The organism is Actinomyces israelii, assembly GCF_030253495.1.
Taxonomy (GTDB): domain Bacteria; phylum Actinomycetota; class Actinomycetes; order Actinomycetales; family Actinomycetaceae; genus Actinomyces; species Actinomyces israelii.
The window spans coordinates 1591107-1614433 of the sequence record NZ_CP124548.1 but is presented as its reverse complement, the minus strand read 5'-3'; the positions used below and the strand labels follow the sequence as shown (position 1 = coordinate 1614433).

Genomic DNA, 23327 nt, shown 5'->3' with positions numbered 1-23327 from the left:
GGAGCAACCCATGCGATTCAGAGGCCAGTCCCCCATCCTGTGGCGGCGCGTCGGCCAGTCGCAGATCGGCACCGAGCCGGGCCACGCCGTCGTCCTGGACGGGCTGAGCCCGCAGGAGCAGCAGCTCCTCGACCGTCTGCCGCCCGACCTGTCGCCCGGAGACGTCTACCAGGTGGCGCGGTGGAGCGAGGTGCCGGTCGCCCGTGCTCGCCAGATCCTGTCCGCCCTCGACGAGGCCGGCGCCCTGACCCGCGACACCCCGACGCCGACGAGCGGCGACGCGCTCTACTGGGAGCGCCTGGCCGACAGCCCGCAGGCGCGCGCGCATGCGCTGCGCGACGGCATCGTGGGCGTGATCGGCGGCTGCCGGCTCGCCCGCGAGCTCGTGTCCCTGCTGGCGGAGGCCGGCGTGGGCACGCTGCTGGCCGAGGACGAGGAGCTGAGCGACTGGGCGGGCGCCCTCGTCCCGCCCGTGCGCACCCGCGCGCCCCTGGAGACGCGCCCGCACCTGGTCGTCACCGTCGAGGGGCACCTCGTCGAGCCGTTGCGGGCGCAGGACCTGAGCGTGGCGGGGGTCGCCCACCTGCCGGTGGTCGTGCGGGAGGTGAGCGTGCGCGTGGGCCCGCTCCTGGCGCCGGGCCGCCCGCCCTGCGCCACGTGCCTGGACCTGTGGGAGCGCGACGCGGACCCGCAGTGGCCGGCGGTGGCCACCCAGCTGCGTCTTCTGGCCCCGCCGCCGACCGAGCTGCTGCTGGTGCACCAGGCGGCGGCGCTGGCGGCGCGCGCGGTCACGGACGTGCTGGCGGGTCGACGGCGGCCGTGGGTCGGGCACAGCGTCGAGGTCTCGGGGCTGGAGGCCGTGGGCGTGGAACGGCTCTGGGCGCCCCATCCCGAGTGCCTGTGCGTCGAGCTGGAGGCCTCGCCCGAGCCCGCCGGTCCGGGACCGCGCGAGGCGCACAGCAGGCGGCAGGGGCGTCGCGGGCCTGCCGCCGCGCTCAGCCTCGACCCGCGGGACCTCCCCGACCAGGGCGGCCCGGCTCCGCCGCCCCGCCCTGGAAGTCCCGGACCACGTAGAGCACGTCCGCCCCGTACTCCTGGAGCTTGACCGCGCCGACTCCGTGGATGAGGGAGAGCTGGGGCAGGGTACCGGGCTTGACCACCGCGATGGAGCGCAGGGTCGTGTCGGCGAAGACCGTGTAGGCGGGCCTGGAGCGCTCCTTGGCGACCCCGGCCCGCCAGGCCCGCAGCGCCTCGAACAGGGCGATGGTGGCCGGGTCATTGTCCGCCTCGAACTCGGCCGCGGCCCGCCTGGCGCGCTCCTTGGGGGACTGCGAGGACCGCGAGGACCGCGAGGACCGCGAGGACGCGGACCGGCCGCGCTGCGGGGCCGGCCCCCCTCCGGTGGGCCAGATCCCGTCCAGGAAGCGCGAGGGCTTGCGCGAGGCGCGCCCACCGGCGTTGCGCGCCCGGGCGTAGGAGATGACCAGGTGCTCGCGGGCGCGGGTCACGCCCACGTACAGCAGCCGCCGCTCCTCCTCGACCGCGGCCGGGCCCTCGGCCAGGGAGATCGGCAGCAGCCCCTCGCTGGCGCCCACGAGCACGACGGCGTCCCACTCCAGGCCCTTGGCGGCGTGCAGGGAGGACAGGGTGACGCCCTCGACCGTCGGCGCGTTCTGGGCGGCGGCGCGCTCGCCGAGCTCGGCGACCAGCCCGTCCAGGTCGGCTCCCCGCCTGGAGCCGAGCTCGTCGGCCAGCTCGACGATGGCGTTCAGGGAGTCCCATCGCTCGCGCACGGCGCCGCGGGGGGCCGGGGGCCGCTCGCTCCAGCCCTCCCGGCCGAGCACCATGCGGGTGTCGGCGCCGACGTCGCCGGTCAGGTCCGCCCGCTCGGTGCGGGCGGCGGCGCGCAGAATGACCATGGCGCGCTTGACCTCGTCGCGCTCGAAGAAGCGCTCCCCGCCGCGCACCAGGTAGCCGATTCCTGCCCCGGACAGGGCCTGCTCGATCACCTCGGACTGGGAGTTGGTGCGGTACAGGACGGCGATCTCGCTGAGCGGCACGCCGCTGGACCGCAGTCGGCCGACGTGCTCGACCACTCCCGCGGCCTCGGCGACGTCGTCGTCGTAGGCCTCGAAGCGCACGGCGGGCCCGCTGGGGCGCTGGGCGACGAGCTCGACGGCGCCGGCGGGCAGGGCCGGGGCCCCTCCCCCGCGCCGCGAGCGCGACAGGACCCGGTTGGCCAGGGAGACGACCTGCGGGGTGGAGCGGTAGTCGCGGCTCAGCCTGACCGTGCGGGCGCCGGCGTACCGGGCGGTGAAGCCGGTCAGGAAGTCGGGGGTGGCGCCGGTGAAGGAGTAGATGGTCTGGGAGACGTCCCCCACGACGCACAGCTGGCGGCGCCGCCCCAGCCACAGGTCCAGCAGGCGCTGCTGGAGCGGGGAGACGTCCTGGTACTCGTCGACGACGAAGTGCTTGTACTGGCCGCGCACCTGGTCGGCGATGTCCTCGCGGTCCAGGAGGATGCCGACCATGAGGAGCAGGACGTCCTCGAAGTCGATGACCCCGCGCTCGGTCTTGGCCTCCTCGTAGGCGGCCAGCACCTGGGCGACCGTGGCGGGCTCCAGGCCTCCCGGCGGCTCGCGGCGCAGGGCCGCGGCGCGCTGGGCGTAGTCCTCGGGCAGGGTCATGGTGACCTTGGCCCACTCGACCTCGGCCGACAGGTCGCGGATGAGGGCGCGGTCGGCGGACAGGCCGAGTCGGTGGGCGGCCGTGCCGACGAGACGGCCCTTGAACTTCTCGATCTCGGGGCGGCGACCGCCGATCGCGGTGGGCCAGAAGTAGGTGAGCTGGCGCAGGGCGGCGGAGTGGAAGGTGCGGGCCTGGGTGCCGTTGACGCCCAGGTCGGCCAGGCGCGAGCGCATCTCCCCGGCGGCGCGGGCCGTGAAGGTGACGGCCAGGACCTGGGTCGGCTGGTAGGCGCCGACGGCGACCCCGTGGGCGATGCGGTAGGTGATGGCGCGGGTCTTGCCGGTGCCGGCGCCGGCCAGCACGCACAGGGCCCCCTCGAGGTGCTCGGCGACCTGGCGCTGGTCGGGGTCCAGGGCGTCGAGCAGCGCGGCGGGGCCGGGCAGGGCCCCGGGCGGGCGGGAGTCCGGTCGGGTGCTGGCGGCGGGGCGCGGTGCGTGCTCACTCATCACGGCTCAGCCTGCCACGAGCCGCCGACAGGTACAGGTGTCGCGGGAGCGCTCACCGACCGCGGAGAGCCGCCGGGTCTCACCGGATCGGTCCGCCGTACCAGTCCTCGATGAGCATGCGGGCGATCGAGGTGGGCCCGGGCAGGACCACGGCGCCGGCGGCCAGGGCGGCCTCCAGCTCGGAGCGCGAGAGCACGACGACGTCGGTGACCTCCTGGCCGTCGGGGCGCGCCGGGCGCTCGCCCGGCGCCAGGCGGGCCCGGTAGCCGAGCATGAGGGAGCGCGGGAAGGGCCAGGGCTGGGAGGCGACGAGCTCGACCGAGGCCACGCGCAGCCCGGTCTCCTCGGCGACCTCGCGCACGACCGCGGCCTCGCCGGACTCCCCCGCCTCCACGTACCCGGCGACCGTGGAGTAGCGCCCGGGGGCCCAGCGGGCGCCGTGGACCAGGACGATGCGGTCGGCGTCGTCGGTGACGGCCATGATCACGGCCGGGTCCGCGCGCGGGAAGTCGAGGGCGCCGCAGGCGGTGCAGCGGCGCACCCACCCGGCCTGGTCGGCGGTGGTGCGCCCGCCGCAGGCGGTGCAGAAGCGAGCCCGGGCGTGCCAGGCGGCCAGGGCGACGGCGGGCGTGGCCAGCCCGGCGTCGTGGGCGCTCAGGGCGTGGCCGACGGCGCGCAGGGCGGACAGTGGGTGGCGCGCCAGGAGGCCGGTCACCTCCCGGTGGGCCTGGTCGGCGCCTTCTGCGTCGGCCGGGCCCGCTGGCGCGTCGGGGACGACGACGGCCAGCCAGGAGGGCCCGGCGGCGTCGCCGGTGCCGGTGCCGTTCTCGCGGCCGAGGTAGATGGTCGTCAGGCCGGCCAGGGCTCTCGGGGCCCCGCCTCCGAGGTCCGCGGCGCTCAGCGGGGCCAGGCGGGGAGGCTGCACGGCGCGGCTGCCCGCATCCCACACGGCGCGGTCGCGGCCCGAGGGCGCGGGCGGGGTCAGCCCGTCCTCGGGCAGGTCGGGGTGCACGGCGGGCACGTCCAGGGCGACGCGCCCGCGCGCATCCACGAGCAGCAGGCGGGTGGCGGGGTCGGCGGCGAGGTCGGCGAGCAGGCCCGGCTCGGCGCGACGCGCGGCATCGCGGTCGGTGGTGGAGCGGGACAGGGAGCGGCGGCCGTAGGCGTCCTCTCCGCCCTTCCCGGGCGGAGAGGCGGCGCTGGGAGACCGGGTTCGCGACGGGCTCATGGCGCCAGCCTAGGCGCCCCGGGCGACGCGCGACGCCGGCGGACGGCGCGGCCCGTCAGCCCGCGTCGGTGTCCTCCAGCAGGAGGGCGAAGCTCTCAGCGGTGGCGTAGGAGGTCTGCGTCCCCCTCCTGGTCACGGAGTCGGCCGAGTAGCGGTTGGCCCGTCTCAGGGCGGTGAGCACGTCCCCGGTCTGGACCAGCGTGTGGCTGAAGCAGCCGATGAAGGCGTCCCCCGCGCCGGTGGTGTCCAGGGCGTCGACCTCGATGCCGTCGATGAGATGCTCGCGGCCCTCGGTCAGCCACAGCGCCCCGCGCGCGCCCAGCGTCACAATGACGTGGCGCACTCCGGCGCGCAGGAGCACGCCCGCAGCCTTGCGGATGTCGTCGAGCGTATCGACGGGCATGCCGGTGAGCAGGGAGAGCTCGGACTCGTTGGGGACAAGGTAGTCGCACCCCTTGACCCGTTCCAGGACGAGGTCGGGCTGGGCGGGTGCCGGGTTGAGCAGAACCGGCACCCCGAGGCGCCGTCCGAGCTCGACCGCGGCGTAGACGGTCTCCAGGGGGATCTCGAGCTGAAGCACAATGAGTCGGCAGCGGGCAATATCCTTCTCGGCCGCGGCCACGTCCTCGGGCGTGAGGAACCCGTTTGCCCCCTTGACGATGAGGATCGAGTTCCTGGACTCCTCGTCGACGAAGATCGGGGCGACGCCGCTGGTGGCCTCGGTGGACATGACATAGGTGGTGTTGATGCCGTTGCGGGCGAAGTTCTCGATGGTGTTCGCCGCGAAGACGTCATTGCCGACGCGGGTGACCATGAGCACCTCGGAACCGAGCCGGGCCGCGGCGACCGCCTGGTTGGCGCCCTTGCCCCCGCAGCCCATTGCGAAATCGGGCGCCTCGAGGGTCTCGCCCTCCTGGGGCATCCGGCGGATGTAGGTGATCAGGTCGACCATGTTCGACCCGATGACGGCGATCTCAGGCTGCCTTCGCATGGTTCATGACTCCTTGATGCCGGTGGTGACGTGGAAGCGGCGGCTGCGCCCGGCCTCGAGCTCGATCAGGGTTCCTGCCTTCTGCGCGGCGAGACGGCCCTCCGGTCTGGAGGTTCCCGGCAGGACGAAGGCGGCGACCCTCTGGTCCGCATTGTGCAGGATCCATCGGGTGGCGACCGGGAAGTCCGCCGCGGAGAAGCGGGTGATGAAGGCGGGGCCGTCCGGGGCGCCCAGCGTGAACTCGAGGTCCCGGCCGTAGCGCGGCAGATCGTCGGCGAAGTAGACGATCTCCGGGTCGAACTCGGTGGCCATCTCAAGGCTGTCCACATCAATGTGTCCGGCGAGAATCTCGTCGTTGAGGGTCTGCCAGCGCGGCGTGGGGGTGACATGGGCGGGGACGGTGCGGCGCAGGGCGAAGGCTCCCGCGGGCAGGTTCTGTCTCATGCGCCCGTTCGGGACAAAGGCGTAGTTCATGTGGCACATGTACTGCAGGGGCATCGGCGCGTATGCGGACAGGTTGGTCACCGACAGATCGATGTCGAAGGTGCTCGCTCCGGCGCGCAGGGCCACCGAGGGCTCGGCCCGGTAGTGATGGCCGAAGCCCATGACGTACTCGTAGGTGGATACGAGCCGGATGCCGTCCTCGCCCACCTCGAGACGCGCGGCGTCCATGGGCGCGCAGGAGAGCTCGCCGTGAAGGGGGTGGGTGTCCTCGGGCGCCGGGCAGCCCGCGGACAGCAGGCCCGAGTGGAAGGCGAAGCACCCGTAGGTCTGCGTGATCTCCTTGGCGGGCAGCGGCTGGCGGAACATGTTGTCCATCCGCAGGCTGACGCCGTCGACGACGGCGTCCCAGAGGATCTGCCCCATGAACGGCAGAATCTCGAGGCGCACCCGTGAGCTGGTCATCACGAGGGTCTCCACGCCGCTGGGATAGCGAGCGGCGGCGGCAGTCAGCTCGCCGTGGGAGAGCAGTGCCTGCGGGTGGGAGGGGTCGGCCGTGAACAGGCTGCGCTGCAGAGGAACAACGGTGGTCTCATCGGTCATGACAGGTCCTTTCAGGAGGCGTCGTCCGCGGTGATGGCGACGGAGCGGCGACGGCGGTAGGAGGTGAGGAAGTAGAGCAGGACGGCGCCGAAGCACACGATGTTGACGGCGAAGGAGACCTGCATTGAGCCCGTCGAGTCCGACACGAGGCCCTGAATGACCGGGACGACCGCACCCCCGATGATCGACATGACGATCACGGCGCCTCCGGTCTCGGTGTGATGCTTGTCCGTGATGGAGTCCAGGGTGCGGGCGTAGATCGTCGCCCAGCACGGGCCGAACAGGCCCGAGGTCAGGATCGCCGCGTAGACCGCGGTCATATTGGGCACCGTGACGACGTAGGCGAGGGCCGCCACGCCGAGTACGGAGTAGGCGACGAGGACCAGGTCCTCGTTGAGACGGGACATGAGCAGGTTGGCGATGAGCTTCCCGAGGAAGAAGGCGATGAATGCGGCCACCATGTAGTTCGAGGCGCTGCGCTCGTTGAGCGAGGTGTCGAGGGTCAGGGCGAGGCGGATGGTGAAGGACCACACGGCGGTCTGCATGCCCACGTAGAGGAACTGGGTGACGATCCCCAGCCTGAACCTTCTGTTCCCCGCCAGGTAGCGCAGGGTCTCGCCGACCGTCGCGCGGGACTCGCGCACGCCGTCGCGCAGCGGCTTGCAGTACGGGAACCGGGTGATCGCCACGAGCAGGAGCATGGCGGCCAGGACCATAATGATGAATCGGTAGGGTCCGAGCGTGCGCTGGAGAAGCTCGTTGGCCAGCGCCTGCCGCTCGGCGCCGGAGACCGCCTCCATCTGCTTGTGGATCGCCTCCCCCTCCGTGAAGACGAGGTACTTGCCCAGCAGGATCCCGAAGATCGAGCCCAGCGGGTAGAAGGTCTGCGAAATGTTGAGTCGCAGCGTGGCCAGACGCTTGGGCCCGATCATCGAGGAGTAGGTGTTGCAGGATGTCTCGAGGAAGGACAGTCCCACGGCAATGGCGAACAGGGCTGCGAGGAACACCGAGTATGTCGCCACGTGCGACGCGGGGAAGAACATCGTGCAGCCCACGATGTAGAAGCTGAGTCCGACGAGAATGCCGGTCTTGTACGTCCAGCGGCGAATGACGCGGGAGGCGGGGACGGCCAGCAGGAAGTAGCCGCCGTAGAAGGCTGACTGAACGAATGCCGAGGCGAAGTCGGACAGGGTGAAGACGGACTTGAACTGGGTGATGAGGATGTCGTTGAGGCTGGCGGCCGCCCCCCACAGCGGGAAGCAGATCGACAGCAGGATGTACTGCAGAATCGGCGTGCGGTCGAGGTAGCCGTCGCTCAGCTGGTGCGAGGGGTCCTTGATGACCCCGAGGCTCCGGGGCTCGAGGCGGGGTGCGGCAGTCATGCCCGGGCCTCCTCGTCGAGCAGGGCGCGGCCCGTGGACGCGCCGATGCGGGTGGCTCCCGCCTCGACCATCGCCGCGAGATCCTCCGGGGTGCGGATTCCGCCCGAGGCCTTGATTCCCATGGACTCGCCCACGGTCCGGCGCATGAGGGCGACGGCGTGGACGGTGGCTCCGTGCGTGGAGTACCCGGTGGAGGTCTTGACGAAGTGGGCGCCGGCGTCGCGGGCGCTCTGACAGGCCAGGACGATCTCGTCGTCGGTGAGCAGGCAGGTCTCCAGAATGACCTTGACGACGGTGCCCGGGCCGGCCGCCTCGACGACGGCGCGCACATCCTCGCCGACGACGTCCCACTCGCCGTCCTTGGCCGCGCCGAGATTGAGGACCATGTCGACCTCCTGAGCGCCGTCACGTACGGCCGCCCGGGTCTCGCAGGCCTTCGTCCCGCTCAGAGAGGCGCCGAAGGGGAAAGCGATGACGGCGCAGACCTTGACGTCCTCCTCCCTGAGGCTCTCCGCGCAGCGGGCCACGTGGACGGGGTTGACGCACACGCTGGCGGCGCCGATCTCCACCGCTTCCCGGCACAGGCGATCGATATCTGCGGTACGCGCATCCGGTGCGAGAAGCGTGTGGTCGATGAGGTGGGAGACTGATGTCACGAGAACTCCTTTGTCTGCGCTGATTCGGACAGCGTCGTCCGACGGCACGAAAGGTAGCGATCGTCAGGCGCACCGGGAAGGCCGGACCAGCAAAGGTCGAATGCAGCGGATTCTCCGTCATCACGCCGATAAATAGACGTCATGGCTGGTTCTGCCGGGCAAGAATCGACCATCCGTGCCGCAACGGCACCTTCGTGCCGCGCCGCCCCGGGCGCGGGTCAGCCGGACGCGCCGAGCAGCCAGCGCGCCGTGCCGACGTCCGTCACGAGACGGTTGGCGTAGCCGCTTTCGAGCGCCGCCCGGACGGCGGGCGCGCAGGCGGTTCCACCGGCGACGAGCACCTTCTGCTCGACGTGGCGGAGCTCGGTGAGAGACAGCCCCAGGGTCCGATTGTTGAGATCGGGAAGGCACACGCATCCCTCGGCGTCCACGACCCGCGAGCAGATCTCGCCGACGGCGCGCTCTCGCAGCACGCGCTGGTCGGTGTCGCTCAAGCCCAGATCGCCCACCATCCCCAGGAGCGCACGGGGTCCCTCGACGGAGAAGACGACGATCCTCGCGGTCCGGGCAAGGTCCAGGTTTCTGCGCACATCCGAGCGGCTCCGCAGCTGGTTCGCCCGGGGAACCGACTCCACGACCAGCGGAGCGTCACAGGTGTGCAGGTGAGCCCGCAGGGCAAGGGCCAGACGGCGAACAGAGGCATCGCCCGACCGCCCCGAGGCGTGCTCCGTCAGGCCCCGGCTCATCCGGACCACCTCGACCCCGTACAGCGGCATAATGTCGAGGCAGCGCACGATGTCGGCCATGACCGGCGAGTCGGTGACGGCGATCCGGTCGCAGTCGCGGATCAGGGCGCCGATCAGGGGCGCGGCCTGCGCGCCGAGAGCGGATGCGAGGCCCGCCGTCACGGGGTGCGGCGAGACGAGCCGAAGCTCGTCGAGGGCGTAGCGCTGCTGCAGAGAGGCGATGAGGTGCTCATCGTGCTCCCTGGGATCGACGATCTCAATATGCACGAAGCCTCTGCGCTCGGCGTGGGACAGGAGCTTGGAGACGGTGGGCCGGGACACGTGCAGGCGCTCGGCGACCTGCGCCTGGGTCATCCCCTTGTAGTACAGGTGAGCCGCGTCCAGGGACAGGATGTCCTTGCGCGTCAGGTTCACAGCCTCCTCGCCCATGTCGTCCTCCTCGTCTCACCGTCGATCGAGCCCAGACGCCGCTTGTCGCCGTCCTACCGGAACCGGATGGATGGTAGCCGCTTCTCAGCGAGCTCCGCTGATGCTCAGAGCCCTCTTCTACAGTGGGCGGGTGAGACGCACGAACACCTCCCCAGCCTCCCGGGTCTACCTCGACCACGCCGCGACCGCGCCCGTGCGCCCAGAGGTCGCCGAGCAGGTGGCGGCGGACCTGCGCGGGCGCCTGGGAGGGTGGGCCAACCCGGCCGCCCAGCACGCCTCGGGACGGCGCGCCGGGGCGATGCTGGCCCAGGCCCGAGCCCGCCTGGCGGCGGCGCTGGAGGTCGACCCCCACGAGGTGCTATTCACCAGCGGGGGCACGCAGGCCGACGCCCTGGTGGTGGCCGGCCGGGTTCTGGCGGCGCGGGTCGCGGGAACGGACGGACCCCGAGTGGTCACCTCCCCCATTGAGCACCCGGCGGTGCTGGACTCGGCGCGCACCGCGGCGGCCCATCTGGGGGCCGAGCACGTCGTGATCGGGGTCGACGACGCCGGCCTGGCCGATCGGGCCGACCTGCGCGCGGCGGTCGTGGGGCCGCGGACCGCGCTGGTGAGCATAATGACGGCCAACAACGAGACCGGCGTCGTCCAGGACATGGCCGCTCTCGTCGAGGCGGTCCGCGAGGCGAGCGGGGCCTGGCGCCCCACGGAGCCCGGCTATGTGCCGGTCCACTCCGACGCCGTGGCCGCCCTGGGCAGGGTGCCGGTGCGCTTCCGCGACTGGGGGCTGGACGCCATGACGATCACCGGCCACAAGATCGGGGCGCCCGTCGGCACCGGGGCGCTCGTGGCCAGGCGCGACCTGACGCTGGTGGCCCCGACCGGTGGCGGGCGCCAGGAGCGGGGGCTGCGCTCGGGCACCCAGGACGTTGTCGGCGCCCGAGCCCTGGCGCTGGCCGTCGAGCTGGCGGTGGCCGAGCGGGCCGAGGAGTCCGCCAGGCTGGAGGTGCTGCGCGGGCGGCTGCTGGAGGGGGCGACGGCGCTGCCGGGCGCGCACGCGACGCTTCCCGAGGGCGCTGCGCACGTGGCGTCCACGGCGCATCTGTGGTTCGAGGACTGCGATGCCGAGGCGCTGCTCATGGCCCTCGACACGGCCGGCATTGACGCCTCGGCGGGCTCCGCCTGTCACGCCGGGGTCGCCCGGCCCAGCCACGTGCTGCTGGCCATGGGCCTTGAGGAGGGCCCGGCGCGCTCAACGCTGCGCTGCTCCATGGGAGGGGCGACCGTCATTGCCGACGTCGAGCGGCTGCTCGCCGCCCTGCCTGCGGCCCTTGAGACCGCGCGCAGGGCACGTGCGTTCCACGCCCGCCCCCGTGCCGGGGGTTTCCGCTGGAACCGCGCGGGATAGTGGAGATGCGGGGAATCGAACCCCGGTCCGACGGTGGTGCAACAGGACTTCTCCGGGTGCAGTTCGCTGGTGCTTTTCTCAGCCCCGGCGCCTCACGCGAACAAGGGCGCCGACGGGCTCAGTCATCTAGAAGTCCCGCGATCCCCGATGACGAGGGACCCCGGCAGTGGCTCCCTGGATGACGCCAGGAACCGGGGCGGAAGCGCTCCCCGGGCTGACGGACTTCGGAGCTCGCTCAGGCGGCGAGGGCGAAGTCGGTGCGAGTGTTATCGGCACCTATTGGTTCGCACAGAGCGTTGACGAGATGACTGTGCATCCTCGACCCGCTTCTCCTGAACCCACGACCGTCGTCGAAACCGATCATCCCCTGTGAAGTTGTCACCGGCGGCGTGAAGACCGCCGGAACGTGCTCGCTAGAGCGGGGAAAGCCTACCAGTCCCACACCGATCCGCGTTCAGTCGACTGCGTCACACCCGACTCCGGTGCGCGGGCGGCTGCGCGCACCGGTCGCGACCGCGGCACGGCTCACCTCCGGACGCACGACCCGACGCAAAAAGTGACACACCTCATCATCCAGATGCGACATGTCGTAGATCGTATAGGATCTATGCTGATAGTACGCAATGACGCGCAGCCGAGTGAGGAGCACACCTCGTGTACACCGCAGATGAATGGCCCATCGCCTGCAAGGCGAACTTCGGCCCCACCGCAGAGGACGGCACGCCGATCATCGAGGCCGGCCCGAAGGTCTGGTACGACCAGCTGCTGCAGATGGCCGAGCTCGGGTTCACCTGCATCGACCCGATGGACGACTGGCTTCCGATGGCCGGCCTGACCGATGAGCAGCTCCGGACCTACACGGAGCTCCTGGCCGATACAGGTCTTCGCACCGCCGCGATCTCGATCGGGCGCAACAGCGTTGTCGACGTCGAGCACGGGGAGCGGAACCTGCAGACGATCCACCGGACGATCGACCGCGCCGCCGAGCTCGGAGCCACCGTGGTCAATATCGGATTCCAGCAGGCCCTCACCCAGGCCCAGAAGGACGCCCTGTGGTTCTGGCTGGCCGAGGGCCACCACGACGACTGGTCCCTGCGCGACCTGGCGATCGAGCGGGTTCGCGACCTCGCGGACCACGCCCAGCGCCTGGGCCTCCAGATCAGCCTGGAGATCTATGAGGACACCTTCGTCGGAACCCCCGAGGACGCCGTGTCCTTCTACAAGGACGTCGACCACCCCGCCGTGGGCATCAACCCCGACATCGGCAATCTCTTCCGCCTGCACCGGCCGATGCCCAAGTACACGGACATGTACAACACGGTCCTGCCGTACGCCAACTACTGGCACATTAAGAACTACATCCGCGATGAGGATCCCGCAACCGGCTCATACATGTCGACGCCGGCGCCGCTCCAGACCGGGACGATCAACTACCGCGAGGTCATTCGCACGGCGTTGCGGATGGGATACAGCGGCCCCTTCATGACCGAGCACTACGGATCGGACTGGCTCGGTGTCGGCGCCGAGAACGCACGGTACATCCGCCAGGTGCTCAGGGCCGCCCTGCGGTGAGGAGACACAGGTTTGCAGCACATCATTGACAAGGAGGTCACCATGATTGCTCAGGGCGAGAAGCCGCCGACGACGCCGGAGGCGGCGGTCGTCGAATCGGCGCTCAAGAAGGTCACCAGGCACATTATCCCGTTCCTGCTGCTGATGTACGTCATCGCCTTCGTGGACCGGACCAACCTGGGCTGGGCGCAGGAGAAGTGGGAGACGAGCTACGGGATCTCGACGGCGGCGTACGCTTTCGGCGCGACCCTGTTCTTCATCGGGTACGCGGTGTTCGAGGTTCCCTCCAACCTGATTATGCACAGGGTCGGCGCCCGCTGGTGGATGACCCGCATCATGATCAGCTGGGGTATCGTCGCGGCATGCTTCATGTTCGTCCAGGGGCCCGTGAGCTTCTACGCCCTGCGGTTCCTGCTCGGCGTGACAGAGGCCGGCTTCTTCCCCGGAGCCATGCTCTACCTGACCTACTGGTACCCCGCCGCCCGGCGCTCGTGGGCGACCGGCCTGTTCTACATCGGCCTGCCGATCGCCAACATCTTCGGCAACCCCCTGTCCGGCGGTCTGCTCGAGCTCGACGGGATCCTGGGCATGGACGGAATCCACTGGATGTTCCTCGTCGAGGGCGCGCTGGCCGTCGTCGTGGGGCTCATCTGCCCCTTCATCCTCATCGACCGGCCGATCCACGCCGCGTGGCTCACCCCGGACGAGCGCAGCCACCTGTCCCGTCAGATCGAGATCGAGGAGGCGGCCAAGGAGCAGGCCAAGCCCCTGACCTGGAGACAGGCCCTCCTGGACCCCCGCATCCTCTACTTCTGCCTCATCTACCTGTGCATCCAGGCCTCCGTCTACGGACTGACGTTCTTTCTTCCCAAGCAGGTCACCACTATGACCGGGCAGAAGGCCGGCCTCGAGGCGTCCCTGGTCACCGCCATTCCGTGGACGGCGGCGCTTGTCGGAGTCATTGTGATCAGCCGCCTGGCCAATCGCGGCAGGTCCCCGCACGCCCTGGCCGCCATGACGCTCCTGTTCTCCGGAGCGGGCATCCTCGGCTCCGCGTTCTTCCTCCGTGCTCCCGTACCGGCCCTGGTCCTGCTGAGCGTTGCCGCGATCGGCTTCGTCTCCGCCCAGCCGATCTTCTGGCAGCTTCCCACCCGCTACCTCAGCGGGGCCGCCCTCGCCGGCGCCACCGGCCTCATCAACGCCCTGGGCAACCTCGGTGGATGGCTGGCCCCCAACCTGCGCACCTGGGCGGCGCAAAGCGCATGGGGCTCACCCGAGGCCCCCAATGAGGCCGCCGGCCTCATCGTCCTGGGGCTGGCTGGATTCATCGGCCTCCTCCTCATTGTCGGCCTCAGGCTCTTCCCCCAGTCCGAGGAGGAGAAGGCGTCCCTCGCGCTGCAGGCGCAGGACGCGTGAGCCCACCGGAACCGCGACATCCGCATACACGCAGATCATTGCAAAGGAGTCATGATGATTGAGTACACCACACCCGTCTTTCCCGAGCGGCACACCGCCGTCGTCAGCGGCTGCGGGGCCCCTCGCGGGATCGCGCGAGTCACCGCCAGGAGGCTCGCCGGCGAGGGCTGGAACGTCGTGGCAGTCGATGTCTCCGAGGAGGTCCTCGGGTTCGGCGCCGAGCTCGCTCAGGAGTATCCCGACGTCAAGACGCTCGCCCTGGCCCTCGACATCTCCGACGAGGCCCGGGTCCGGGACGCGTTCGCCACCATCGAGGCCGAGATGCCCCCGGTCGTCGGCCTCGCGAACATCGCCGGCATCGCCTGCCCGACCCCCCTGGAGGAGATGGCCACCGAGGTCTTCGACCGCGTCCTGGCCGTCAACTGCCGCGGCACCATGCTCATGATGAAGTACGGCGCCCAGCAGATGAAGAGGCACGGCATCGGACGCATTGTCAACTTCTCCTCCATCACCGCCCTGGACGGCGGCGGCACCTTCTCCAAGTTCGCCTACGCGGCCGCCAAGGCGGGAGTCCAGGGGATCACCAAGGGGGGCGCGCGCGAGCTGGGTCAGTACGGCATCAACACCAACTGCCTGCTGCCCGGACCGATCGACACCGACATCATGGGCGGCAGACTCACCGAGGAGCGCAAGATGCAGATGTCCTCCAACATCCCGGTCGGCCGGGTCGGGCAGCCCGAGGAGGTCGCCGCCGTGGTCTCATTCCTCCTGTCGCCGGCGGCCTCCTTCGTCAACGGAGTCTCCATCAACGTCGACGGCGGAAAGCACATGCACTGACGGGCGCCCGGTGCGGGCCGCTCCGGCGGATCGGCCCGCACCGGCTAGTCCCTCCCCGGGGCGTCCGAGGCCGCGGCGGAGGGGGACGACCTCACTGCCACCTGGTGCAGGTGCTCGCGCATGGCGGCGAGCCCCTCGGACACCTCCCCGGTCTCAATGCCCCTGAGCACGCTCCGGTGCTCGGAGACGGCGACCGTGGCGTCGGTGGCCCTCGCCCCGAGAGTCTGTCGCATCCTGTGCGCGGAGAAGCCGAGCTCGTTGACCGCACGGCTGATGTAGTGATTCCCGGAGTGATCGAGAATCACCTGGTGAAATGCCCAGTCCTTAACGAAATAGTCTTGAACCGTCGAGATGTCGTCAAGATTCACGTCGGCCACGACCCGCTCGGCAGCGGCCTCGTGCTCGCGCAGCGCCGCACGGAGATCACGGACAAGGGAGGGAAGGTCCTTCATGGCCCTCTCAACCGCAGCGCACTCCAGGACCACTCGCGCATCGACGAGCTCGGCCACCTGCTCCGAGGACATCGGCGGGGCGACCCGGTAGCCGCGGTTGGCCCTCCTGACGACCAGCCCGGTGTGCTCGAGCCGCGCCAGCGCCTCCCTCACCGGGGTCGGCGAGACGCCGAGGTCGTGCGCCAGACGATCGATCCCCAGCGGCGCGTCGGGCTCGAGCCGCCCGCTGGTGAGCATCGCAAGAAGAGCATCATGGACGTCGTCGCCAAGGCCTCTGGCGGCGATCGGCCCGAGGCTGGACATAATGCTGGCGAGCGATTGTCTCACTCTCCCACTTTACTGCGTCACAACTCAAGCACTCATCGGAACCCGTGGTCACCACGACAAGCACTATGCTGCGGGTCACAGATCCGCAGCCCCCGCCTCACTCGCGCACGACAGGACATCGCAATGACACATCTCATCAATGACCCCAGGCAGTTCCCCGCCGAGTCCCTCAAGGGGATGGTCGCGGCGAACAGGACGTACATGCAGCCCGTGCACGGCGGCGTGGTGCGCACGACGACCAGCCCGCACGGCGAGGTGAGCGTGGTCGTGGGAGGAGGCTCGGGGCACTACCCGGCTTTCGCCGGATGGGTGGGGCCCGGTATGGCCCACGGAGCGGTGTGCGGGAACATCTTCGCCTCCCCCTCGGCCTCCCAGGTGGAGTCGGTGGTGCGTGCGGCCGACAACGGCGGCGGCTGCCTGCTCCTGTTCGGCAACTACGCCGGCGACGTCCTGCACTTCGGGATGGCCCGCGACGCGCTGATCGCCTCCGGCCTGGACACGCGGATCGTCACGGTCTCGGACGACGTCGCCTCCAACACGGTCGAGCACCACGACGACCGCCGCGGTATCGCCGGAGACCTGTTCGTGGTGAAGGCGGCCTGTGCGGCGGCTGCGGCCGGGCGGGACCTGGACGCGGTGGAGGCCGCGGCGCGCAGGGCCAATGAGGCGTCCCGCTCTCTGGGCGTGGCCTTCACCGGCTGCACCCTGCCGGGGGCGGCCGAGCCGCTGTTCACCGTCCCCGAGGGGACCTACGCCCTGGGCCTGGGGATCCACGGCGAGCCGGGCATCTCCTCCCACGAGATGACCACGGCCCACGAGATCGCCGAGCTCCTCGTGGACCGGCTCCTGGCCGAGGAGCCGGTCCGGGGCGGGGGCTACACGGGCCGTGTGGCCGTGCTGCTCAACGGTCTGGGCGCCACCAAGTACGAGGAGCTCTTCGTCCTGTACGCCAGTGTCAGCCGGCTGCTGGAGGCCCGCGGCCTGGGCATCGTGGCCCCCGTGGTCGGCGAGCAGGTCACCAGCCTGGACATGGCGGGGGCCTCCCTGTCCCTGATGTTCCTCGACGAGGACCTGGAGGCCCTGTGGCTCGCCGCGGCCGACTCCCCCGCCTTCAAGACCGGGACCCTGCCCGCAGACCCCCGCGCCCGGACACGGGTCGTGGCCGCCGAGGCGTCCGCGGGCCTGCCGGCCGGCTCCCCCGACTCCGCCCGGCAGGCCGCGATGGCGGCGACGCTCCTGGACGTGATGGCCGCCACCGCGGAGGCCAAGGAGGACGAGCTGGGCAGGCTCGACTCGATCGCCGGCGACGGCGACCACGGCCAGGGCATGGTCCTGGGCGCCACCGCCGCCGCCAGGGCCGCCCATGAGGCCCTCGACGCCGGGGTGGGGATGGCGACGCTGTTCTCTCAGGCCGGTGCGGCCTGGGCCGAGGGCGCCGGAGGCACCTCCGGCGCCGCCTGGGGCAAGGCCCTGACCGCCTTCGGCCAGGCCCTCAGCGACCAGGAGGCCGCCGACGACGACGCCCTCATCCGGGCTGGGGTCGCCGCCGCCAGGGCCTTCGAGACGGTGGGAACCGCCAGGCCCGGGGACAAGACCATGGTCGATGCCACACGACCCTTCGCCGACGAGCTCGCCGACCACGCCGTCCTGGGCGCTCCCCTGGCCACCGCCTGGCAGGCCGCAGCCGGCACGGCCGCCGCCCACGCCGCGCGCACCGCCGACCTCGTGGCCAGGAAGGGCAGAGCGCGCACCCACGGCGAGGCCTCCCTGGGGCATCCCGATCCGGGAGCAGTCTCCTTCGCGCTCCTCATGGAGGCCGTCGCCGACCGCCTCGCCGCCCGGGACTGACCCGGCGGCCGCGGCGCCGTCGGCCCGAGCGCCCCCGCCCGACAAGAGCCTCTGAAGAGATGAGAACGTCATGACTGTTGTGGCCGTGAGCCTCAAGATGTACTTCGAACGACAGCGCACCCTGGACTACGTGGACCGGGTCGCCCGAATCGCCGCCGGCTCCGGGGCCGTGGTCTCGGGAGCGGTGACGCTGGCGGTCTACACCGACTTCCTGACCCTGGACGCCGCCTCCAGGACCCTGCAGGGCACGGACGTGCTCCTGGGAGCCCAGGACCTGGCCGCCGCCGACCGGGGCGCCTGCACCGGCGAGGTCTCCGGGGCGGACCTGGCGGAGCTGGGGGTGCGCACCGTCGAGGTCGGCCACTTCGAGCGCCGCACCCTGTACCGGGAGGACGAGGCGGTCGTGTCGGCCAAGACCCGGGCGGCTCTGCGCAACGGCCTGATCCCCATGCTCTGCGTGGGCGAGCCCGAGCGCACGGCCCCCGAAGCGGCGGCCGCCACGGTCGTGGAGCAGATCCGCTCCGCCCTGGGGGCGCAGGTACCCGACCAGGACCTGTGGATCGGCTACGAGCCCTACTGGGCCATCGGCGCCCCCGCGCCCGCCCCAGCCGACGAGGTCCGGGCCGTGTGCACCGCCGTCCGGGAGCGGCTCGCAGGACTGGCGCCCAGGGCCCGCCTCCTCTACGGCGGCTCAGCGGGCCCGGGTCTGCTCACCCGCCTCGCTCCGGCGGTGGACGGGGTCTTCCTGGGCCGTTTCGCGCACGACCCCGCCGCCCTGGCCGCCGTCGTGGAGGAGGCCGCCGCCCTGCCCTGAGGCCTCGTGGACGGGCTGTCCTGCGCAGGTCCCGTCCGCCCCGGCGGCCCCGCTGATCAGCGCGGCCTCTCGGAGGGCGCGCCCTGGCCGAGCAGCTCGTGCGCGGTGTCGGGGTCGACGACGACGTGCGTGGCCAGGCCGGCGGCGAGGGCGGCATGAAGGGCGGCGGCCTTCCCGGGGTCCGCCACCACCAGGAGCCTGCGCGGGATGCGGCGGATCTGGTCCAGGGACATGCCGGTGGTGCGCCTGTTGAGGGCGATGCGGTCGGCGGTGCCGTCGGCGCGGAAGAACGTCGAGCCGAGGTTGCCGACCACGTGCTGGGCCTCGAGGGCGTCCAGGTCCTTCTGGGTGATGTAGCCCGAGCTGTACAGGCGGCTGGGAGTCTCGCCGTTCGAGGTGCCGATGGAGGTGACCAGGACGTCGGAGCGGTCGCGCAGGGCGATGACCTCCCGCACGCTGCGCTCGGCCCACATGACGTCCCGGGCGCGCTCGGAGTCGAAGACGGCGGGGACGGGCAGGAGGTGGACGCGTGCGTCGAAGGCGGCCCCGAAGCGCCCCAGGACCTCTCCGGCGTAGTTCTCCCCGATGCTGGCCACATTGCCCGAGCCGTGCAGCTGGACGACGTGGACGCCCGCGCTTCTCCTGCGCCGCAGACAGGCCGACATCGCCTCCACGGTCAGGCCCCAGGAGACGGTGATGACGGTACCGGGGGACACGGTGCCCGCCAGCCAGGCGGCCGCCTCCTCGCCCACGGCGTGGCGGCGCACCGCGGCCGGGGCGCCCCCCTCCACCGGCGGGACGGCCGCGCCGACGCCGTAGCGCGCCGCCAGCTCGCGCCGCAGGGCGACGGTGGAGTCCTCGTGGCGGTGCACGGTGAACTCGATAATGCGCTCCCGGCGGGCGCGGGCGAGCATCCGCGAGACCGTGGAGCGGGACACGTCCAGGGCCCGGGCGACGGCCTCGACCTTCTGCCCCTCCACCCAGTACATCTGCGCCGCGTCGGCCAGCCGCGCCCTCTCACGCGGACTCAACGTCCGGTACCCCATCGATCCACCTCACACAAATGACACAATTTCTCAACTTTGGCTTCATAATACCGTCAGGATGGGCAGTAGGTGCAAAAATGATGCATGCATGTTCTTCGGAGCACTCGTTGACAAAGGAGTTCACGAATGTCTCAGTCACCTCAGCGCGCTGCGTCGGCGCAGCGCCCCACCTCCTACCGGTGGGTCGTCCTGGCGATCATCTTCGTCGGGTACGTGGTGTGCATGGCCGACCGGTCCAACGTCGGCGCGGTCCTGCCCTACCTCAAGGACGAGTTCCGCATCTCCCACTTCGCCTCGGGCGCTATCTCGAGCTTCTTCTTCCTGGGCTACGCGATCTCGCAGATCCCGGCCGGCCTGCTCATGGAGAAGTGGGGGACCCGCACGATCGTGTCGGTGGCCATCCTGCTGTTCTCGCTGGTGACCTTCGCCATGGGGTTCACCACCACGGCCGTCATGCTGATCGTCCTGCGGCTGCTGCTGGGCCTGTGCGAGGGGGCGACGCCGGTGGGCATGACCACGACGATCAACACCTGGTTCCCCCGCAGCGAGAAGGGCACGGCGACCGGCGTCTACATCGCCTCCACCCAGCTGGCGCCGATGATCGTCCCCATGATCGCGGTCCTGATCGCCGAGGCCGCCGGGTGGCGGGCCGTCTTCCACTGGTTCGCCCTGCCCGGCGTCGTCCTGGCCCTGGCCTTCTTCCTCCTCGTGCGCTCCCACCCCTCGCAGAGCCGCTTCACCAACGCCGCCGAGCTGGAGCACATCACCTCCTCCGCCCCCGCCGGTCGCAGGGAGCGCCCGTTCGGCGACATGGGCTGGATCGACCACGTCATCCGGCTGCGCACGCTGCCGTCCCTGGACACCAACAGGAAGGTCCTGGGCTCGTGGAACATCTGGGGTGTCACCCTGGGCTACTTCTTCATGAACAACGTCCTGTACGGGATGATCACATGGATCCCCTCCTACCTCAAGGAGGCCCGCGGCTACGACGTCCTGAACATGGGGCTCATGTCCGCCACGCCGTTCATAGGCGGCATGGTCGGCGCCCTGATCGGCGGCTGGGTCTCCGACTACATCTTCCGCTCGCGCCGCAAGCCGACCATGATGATCACCGCCCTGGGCACGGCCATCCTCATGGCCACTGTGCTGGTGGTCCCGCAGAACACCGTCCTGCTGGCCACCTGCCTGTTCCTGACCGGATTCTGCCTGAACCTGGGATGGTCGACCTTCACCTCCTACGGCATGAACGCCACCACGACGCACACCTACCCCTTCGCGATCTCGATCATCAACTCCGGCGGCAACCTGGGAGGGTTCTTCGCCCCCATGATCGTGGGCGCCCTCCTGGACGCGACCAGCAGCTACACCGTCGCCTTCTCCTACTTCGTCGCGGTTCTCGTGGCGGCGTTCCTCCTCATGTTCTCCATCACCGAGGTGCGCCCCCGCGCCGAGGGGGCGGTCGCTCAGGCGTGAGCCCGCGCACTGCGACGAGGCCGCGGAAAACGGAGCAGCAGCAAGAGAGAAGAAGGAAAAGGAAAGGGAATCGATAATGACCACGCTCGGGATCGTCGCCGACGACGTCACCGGAGCCACGACGGTAGGCGCGCTCATCGCCCGGGAGGGCGTGGAGGCGAGCGTCTACTTCAACCACCGCACCCTGGAGGAGGACATCCGGGGGGACGAGGATGTGCTCATCACCAGCACCGACTCGCGTCCCATGGAGCCCGAGGTCGCCTTCGGGCGGGTCCGGCGCGCCACGCGGTCGCTCATGCGCCTGGACGCCCGTCAGTTCTCCAAGCGCATTGACACGACCTGCCGCGGCGGGATCGGCCCGGAGGTCGAGGGGATGCTCACCGCCCTGGGAGAGGACCACGTCGCAGTGATCGTCCCGGCGATGCCCCAGTCCAAACGGATCGTCGTGGGCGGCTACTCGCTGATCGACTCCGAGCTGCTCTCGCGCACCGCGGTGGCCCAGGACGTGCGCACCCCCGTGCGCCAGTCCCACCTGCCCACCCTGTTCGCCGAGCAGTTCTCCCTCCCGGTCGAGCACATCGACCTGGGCCATGTCCTGGCCGGCCACGAGCGGGTCGCCGGCGAGCTGGCCAGGGGGCGGACGGCGGGGTGCAGGGTGTTCGTCGTCGACGCCGTCACCACCGACGACGTCGACCAGGTCGCCCGGGCCGTGGTGTCACTGGGCTGGAGGACAGTCTGCGTGGACCCGGGCCCCTTCACCGTCCGCCTCGCCGTCCGCTCGGGTCTGATCACCCCGACCGCCGTGGCCGACAGGGGCCTGCGCAGCCGGTCCCTGCCCGACGACGCGGGCACCGTCATGGTCGTTGCCGGCAGCGCCACCACGGTCACCCACGACCAGGTCCGGGCCCTGCGGGGCGTGGAGGGCACCTGCGCGGTCGGGGCCAGGGTCCTGGACCTGCTCGGTCCGCGCGAGGTGTTCGACGCCGAGTGCTCCCGCGTCGCCTTCCAGGTCAATGAGATCCTGGGCCGGGGCCGCCCGCGTGTGCTCGTGCTCGCCCTGGAGACGGTCCTGACCGGGGTGCGCGCCTCCATCGAGGACATGGAGCGCGCCAGCGGGCAGAGCGGGCAGCAGGCGTCTACGCTCCTGACCATCCGCTTCGGCATCCTGGCGCGCCTGGTTGCCGACATGATCGGGCCCGAGGCGTGCGCGGGCCTCTACCTCACCGGGGGCGACGTCATGATCAACTCCTGCCTGACCCTGGGAGCCAAGGGCATCACCCTGGTCGACTACGTCATTCCCCAGATCGACCAGGGCCGCATCAGCGGCGGCCCCTACGACGGCGTCCCCATCGTCTGCAAGGGCGGGCTCACCGGCTCCACCGACACCGCCATCCTCTCCGTCAACCGCCTCTTCGACGAAAGGAAGATCACCCAATGACCAGCACCCGCAAGCCAAAGATGGCGATCACCCTGGGCGACCCGGCAGGCATCGGCCCTGAGACCGTCATCCAGGCCATGGCCAGCCCCCTGATCCACGATGTCTGCGACCCCTTCGTCATCGGGCACCCGGACAGTCTCGAGGCCGCCGCCCGCACCATGGGCGTCCCGGCGCCCGAGGTCAACATCATCACCGAGCCCGAGCAGGCCCTTCACCGTCCGGGCACCATCGACCTGATGACGACCGGCGTCGCCGACGACGCCGTCATCGAGTACGGCAGGATCCAGAAGGACGCGGCCCTGCGCGCATACTCCTACCTGGAGAGGTCCATCGAGCTGGGCGTCGCCGGCCGCATCGACGCCGTCTCGACCACCCCCATCAACAAGGCCGCCCTGGCCGAGGCCGGCGTGCCGTACGTCGGTCACACGGAGATCTACCAGGCCCTGACCGGCTCCCCCTACGCCCTGACCATGTTCAACGTCCACAGGCTGCGCGTGTTCTTCGTCAGCCGGCACGTCTCACTGCGCCGGGCCTGCGACCTGGCCAACCGCGAGCGGATCCTGGACTACCTCAGGAACATCCACACCGAGTTCACCAGGCTCGGCTTCGACCACCCCTCCATCGGCGTCGCCGCCCTCAACCCCCACGTCGGGGAGGGGGGCATGTTCGGCACCGAGGAGATCGAGCACATCCGCCCCGCTGTTGAGGACGCCCGGGCCCTGGGGATCAACGCCATCGGCCCCGAGTCCGCCGACGCCATCTTCGCCTTCAACCTCGACGGCCACCACGACTGCATCCTGTCCATGTACCACGACCAGGGGCACATCGCCTGCAAGACCCTCGACTTCGAGAAGGCCGTCACCCTCACGCTCGGCCTCCCCTTCATCCGGGCCTCCGTCGACCACGGCACCGCCTTCGACATCGCGGGCAAGGGCATCGCCCGGGGCGCGAGCCTGATCGAGTCCACCCGCGTCGCCGCCGAGTTCGCGCAGCGCAGGCTCGACCACGAGACCATCAGCTGACCGTCAG

19 protein-coding genes and 1 other RNA gene are annotated in these 23327 nt (G+C 70.8%); 10 read left to right on the top strand and 10 right to left on the bottom strand.

The window, feature by feature from the left end:
- The first annotated feature begins 10 nt into the window (after positions 1 to 10).
- Positions 11 to 1105 (top strand): thiamine biosynthesis protein ThiF, encoded by a 1095-nt coding sequence (locus AIF0345_RS06590; RefSeq protein ID WP_285297715.1) that lies wholly within the window; start codon positions 11 to 13, stop codon positions 1103 to 1105.
- Here the strand turns inward: AIF0345_RS06590 and AIF0345_RS06585 are convergent.
- From AIF0345_RS06585 to AIF0345_RS06555, 7 genes are all read right to left on the bottom strand, one after another.
- On the bottom strand, positions 996 to 3194 hold the full coding sequence (locus AIF0345_RS06585; protein WP_285297714.1) for an ATP-dependent DNA helicase UvrD2: 2199 nt from the start codon (positions 3192 to 3194) through the stop codon (positions 996 to 998). The genes AIF0345_RS06590 and AIF0345_RS06585 overlap by 110 nt on opposite strands.
- A gap of 79 nt (positions 3195 to 3273) precedes the next feature.
- Positions 3274 to 4422: an NAD(+) diphosphatase gene (gene nudC, locus AIF0345_RS06580; RefSeq protein WP_285297713.1), complete on the bottom strand. Its 1149-nt coding sequence runs from the start codon at positions 4420 to 4422 to the stop codon at positions 3274 to 3276.
- Between the two features lie 55 nt (positions 4423 to 4477).
- Positions 4478 to 5413, bottom strand: a complete 936-nt coding sequence (rbsK, locus tag AIF0345_RS06575) for a ribokinase (protein ID WP_285297712.1) — start codon at positions 5411 to 5413, stop codon at positions 4478 to 4480.
- A 3-nt stretch (positions 5414 to 5416) separates the two neighbouring features.
- Entirely contained in the window at positions 5417 to 6457 is a 1041-nt protein-coding gene (locus tag AIF0345_RS06570; protein ID WP_285297711.1) for an aldose 1-epimerase family protein, read from the bottom strand.
- An 11-nt stretch (positions 6458 to 6468) separates the two neighbouring features.
- Positions 6469 to 7839, bottom strand: a complete 1371-nt coding sequence (fucP, locus tag AIF0345_RS06565; RefSeq protein ID WP_043564754.1) for an L-fucose:H+ symporter permease — start codon at positions 7837 to 7839, stop codon at positions 6469 to 6471.
- Positions 7836 to 8495, bottom strand: a complete 660-nt coding sequence (gene deoC, locus AIF0345_RS06560; protein WP_043564752.1) for a deoxyribose-phosphate aldolase — start codon at positions 8493 to 8495, stop codon at positions 7836 to 7838. Before deoC ends, fucP begins: the two co-directional genes overlap by 4 nt.
- A 218-nt stretch (positions 8496 to 8713) precedes the next feature.
- A complete protein-coding gene (locus tag AIF0345_RS06555; protein ID WP_268918549.1) occupies positions 8714 to 9670 on the bottom strand; it encodes a sugar-binding transcriptional regulator in 957 nt (318 codons plus the stop codon).
- A gap of 130 nt (positions 9671 to 9800) precedes the next feature.
- On the opposite strand from AIF0345_RS06555, the gene AIF0345_RS06550 reads away from it, so the two are divergent.
- Positions 9801 to 11075: a cysteine desulfurase family protein gene (locus AIF0345_RS06550; protein WP_285297710.1), complete on the top strand. Its 1275-nt coding sequence runs from the start codon at positions 9801 to 9803 to the stop codon at positions 11073 to 11075.
- On the opposite strand, the gene ssrA is transcribed toward AIF0345_RS06550, so the two are convergent.
- Positions 11073 to 11443: a transfer-messenger RNA gene (gene ssrA, locus AIF0345_RS06545) on the bottom strand. The two genes, AIF0345_RS06550 and ssrA, sit on opposite strands and share 3 nt — an antisense overlap.
- Positions 11444 to 11729: 286 nt before the next feature.
- On the opposite strand from ssrA, the gene AIF0345_RS06540 reads away from it, so the two are divergent.
- From AIF0345_RS06540 to AIF0345_RS06530, 3 genes are read left to right on the top strand one after another with little or no spacing between them, the layout of a single operon-like run.
- Complete coding sequence (locus AIF0345_RS06540) at positions 11730 to 12647, top strand: sugar phosphate isomerase/epimerase family protein (protein WP_043564749.1); 918 nt, start codon at positions 11730 to 11732, stop codon at positions 12645 to 12647.
- Positions 12648 to 12659: 12 nt separating this feature from the next.
- A complete protein-coding gene (locus tag AIF0345_RS06535; RefSeq protein WP_285297709.1) occupies positions 12660 to 14063 on the top strand; it encodes an MFS transporter in 1404 nt (467 codons plus the stop codon).
- Positions 14064 to 14114: 51 nt separating this feature from the next.
- On the top strand, positions 14115 to 14900 hold the full coding sequence (locus AIF0345_RS06530; RefSeq protein WP_285297708.1) for an SDR family NAD(P)-dependent oxidoreductase: 786 nt from the start codon (positions 14115 to 14117) through the stop codon (positions 14898 to 14900).
- A gap of 44 nt (positions 14901 to 14944) precedes the next feature.
- On the opposite strand, the gene AIF0345_RS06525 is transcribed toward AIF0345_RS06530, so the two are convergent.
- Complete coding sequence (locus AIF0345_RS06525) at positions 14945 to 15679, bottom strand: GntR family transcriptional regulator (protein WP_229118640.1); 735 nt, start codon at positions 15677 to 15679, stop codon at positions 14945 to 14947.
- A gap of 123 nt (positions 15680 to 15802) precedes the next feature.
- Here AIF0345_RS06525 and AIF0345_RS06520 point away from each other — a divergent pair, with 123 nt between their 5' ends.
- Both AIF0345_RS06520 and AIF0345_RS06515 read left to right on the top strand, forming a co-directional pair.
- The gene (locus tag AIF0345_RS06520; protein WP_273166533.1) at positions 15803 to 17527 is read left to right on the top strand and encodes a dihydroxyacetone kinase family protein; all 1725 of its coding nucleotides are present in this window, start codon (positions 15803 to 15805) and stop codon (positions 17525 to 17527) included.
- Positions 17528 to 17597: 70 nt separating this feature from the next.
- Positions 17598 to 18341 (top strand): triose-phosphate isomerase family protein, encoded by a 744-nt coding sequence (locus tag AIF0345_RS06515; protein WP_268918553.1) that lies wholly within the window; start codon positions 17598 to 17600, stop codon positions 18339 to 18341.
- 56 nt (positions 18342 to 18397) lie between these two features.
- Here the strand turns inward: AIF0345_RS06515 and AIF0345_RS06510 are convergent, their stop codons facing one another.
- Entirely contained in the window at positions 18398 to 19387 is a 990-nt protein-coding gene (locus AIF0345_RS06510; protein ID WP_285297707.1) for a sugar-binding transcriptional regulator, read from the bottom strand.
- A 126-nt stretch (positions 19388 to 19513) separates the two neighbouring features.
- On the opposite strand from AIF0345_RS06510, the gene AIF0345_RS06505 reads away from it, so the two are divergent.
- From AIF0345_RS06505 to pdxA, 3 genes are all read left to right on the top strand, one after another.
- Positions 19514 to 20860: an MFS transporter gene (locus AIF0345_RS06505; protein ID WP_273166536.1), complete on the top strand. Its 1347-nt coding sequence runs from the start codon at positions 19514 to 19516 to the stop codon at positions 20858 to 20860.
- A gap of 76 nt (positions 20861 to 20936) precedes the next feature.
- On the top strand, positions 20937 to 22298 hold the full coding sequence (locus AIF0345_RS06500; RefSeq protein WP_268918556.1) for a four-carbon acid sugar kinase family protein: 1362 nt from the start codon (positions 20937 to 20939) through the stop codon (positions 22296 to 22298).
- The gene (gene pdxA, locus AIF0345_RS06495; RefSeq protein ID WP_268918557.1) at positions 22295 to 23320 is read left to right on the top strand and encodes a 4-hydroxythreonine-4-phosphate dehydrogenase PdxA; all 1026 of its coding nucleotides are present in this window, start codon (positions 22295 to 22297) and stop codon (positions 23318 to 23320) included. The genes AIF0345_RS06500 and pdxA overlap by 4 nt, the downstream gene beginning before the upstream one ends.
- Positions 23321 to 23327 lie beyond the last annotated feature (7 nt).

What these genes read in the sequence shown, in the direction of transcription:
- AIF0345_RS06590 (WP_285297715.1), top strand. Translation starts at nt 11, where the DNA reads ATGCGATTCAGAGGCCAGTCCCCCATCCTGTGGCGGCGCGTCGGCCAG.
- AIF0345_RS06585 (WP_285297714.1), bottom strand. Translation starts at nt 3,194, where the DNA reads ATGAGTGAGCACGCACCGCGCCCCGCCGCCAGCACCCGACCGGACTCC.
- nudC (WP_285297713.1), bottom strand. Translation starts at nt 4,422, where the DNA reads ATGAGCCCGTCGCGAACCCGGTCTCCCAGCGCCGCCTCTCCGCCCGGG.
- rbsK (WP_285297712.1), bottom strand. Translation starts at nt 5,413, where the DNA reads ATGCGAAGGCAGCCTGAGATCGCCGTCATCGGGTCGAACATGGTCGAC.
- AIF0345_RS06570 (WP_285297711.1), bottom strand. Translation starts at nt 6,457, where the DNA reads ATGACCGATGAGACCACCGTTGTTCCTCTGCAGCGCAGCCTGTTCACG.
- fucP (WP_043564754.1), bottom strand. Translation starts at nt 7,839, where the DNA reads ATGACTGCCGCACCCCGCCTCGAGCCCCGGAGCCTCGGGGTCATCAAG.
- AIF0345_RS06555 (WP_268918549.1), bottom strand. Translation starts at nt 9,670, where the DNA reads ATGGGCGAGGAGGCTGTGAACCTGACGCGCAAGGACATCCTGTCCCTG.
- AIF0345_RS06530 (WP_285297708.1), top strand. Translation starts at nt 14,115, where the DNA reads ATGATGATTGAGTACACCACACCCGTCTTTCCCGAGCGGCACACCGCC.
- AIF0345_RS06520 (WP_273166533.1), top strand. Translation starts at nt 15,803, where the DNA reads ATGACACATCTCATCAATGACCCCAGGCAGTTCCCCGCCGAGTCCCTC.
- AIF0345_RS06515 (WP_268918553.1), top strand. Translation starts at nt 17,598, where the DNA reads ATGACTGTTGTGGCCGTGAGCCTCAAGATGTACTTCGAACGACAGCGC.
- AIF0345_RS06510 (WP_285297707.1), bottom strand. Translation starts at nt 19,387, where the DNA reads ATGGGGTACCGGACGTTGAGTCCGCGTGAGAGGGCGCGGCTGGCCGAC.
- AIF0345_RS06505 (WP_273166536.1), top strand. Translation starts at nt 19,514, where the DNA reads ATGTCTCAGTCACCTCAGCGCGCTGCGTCGGCGCAGCGCCCCACCTCC.
- AIF0345_RS06500 (WP_268918556.1), top strand. Translation starts at nt 20,937, where the DNA reads ATGACCACGCTCGGGATCGTCGCCGACGACGTCACCGGAGCCACGACG.
- pdxA (WP_268918557.1), top strand. Translation starts at nt 22,295, where the DNA reads ATGACCAGCACCCGCAAGCCAAAGATGGCGATCACCCTGGGCGACCCG.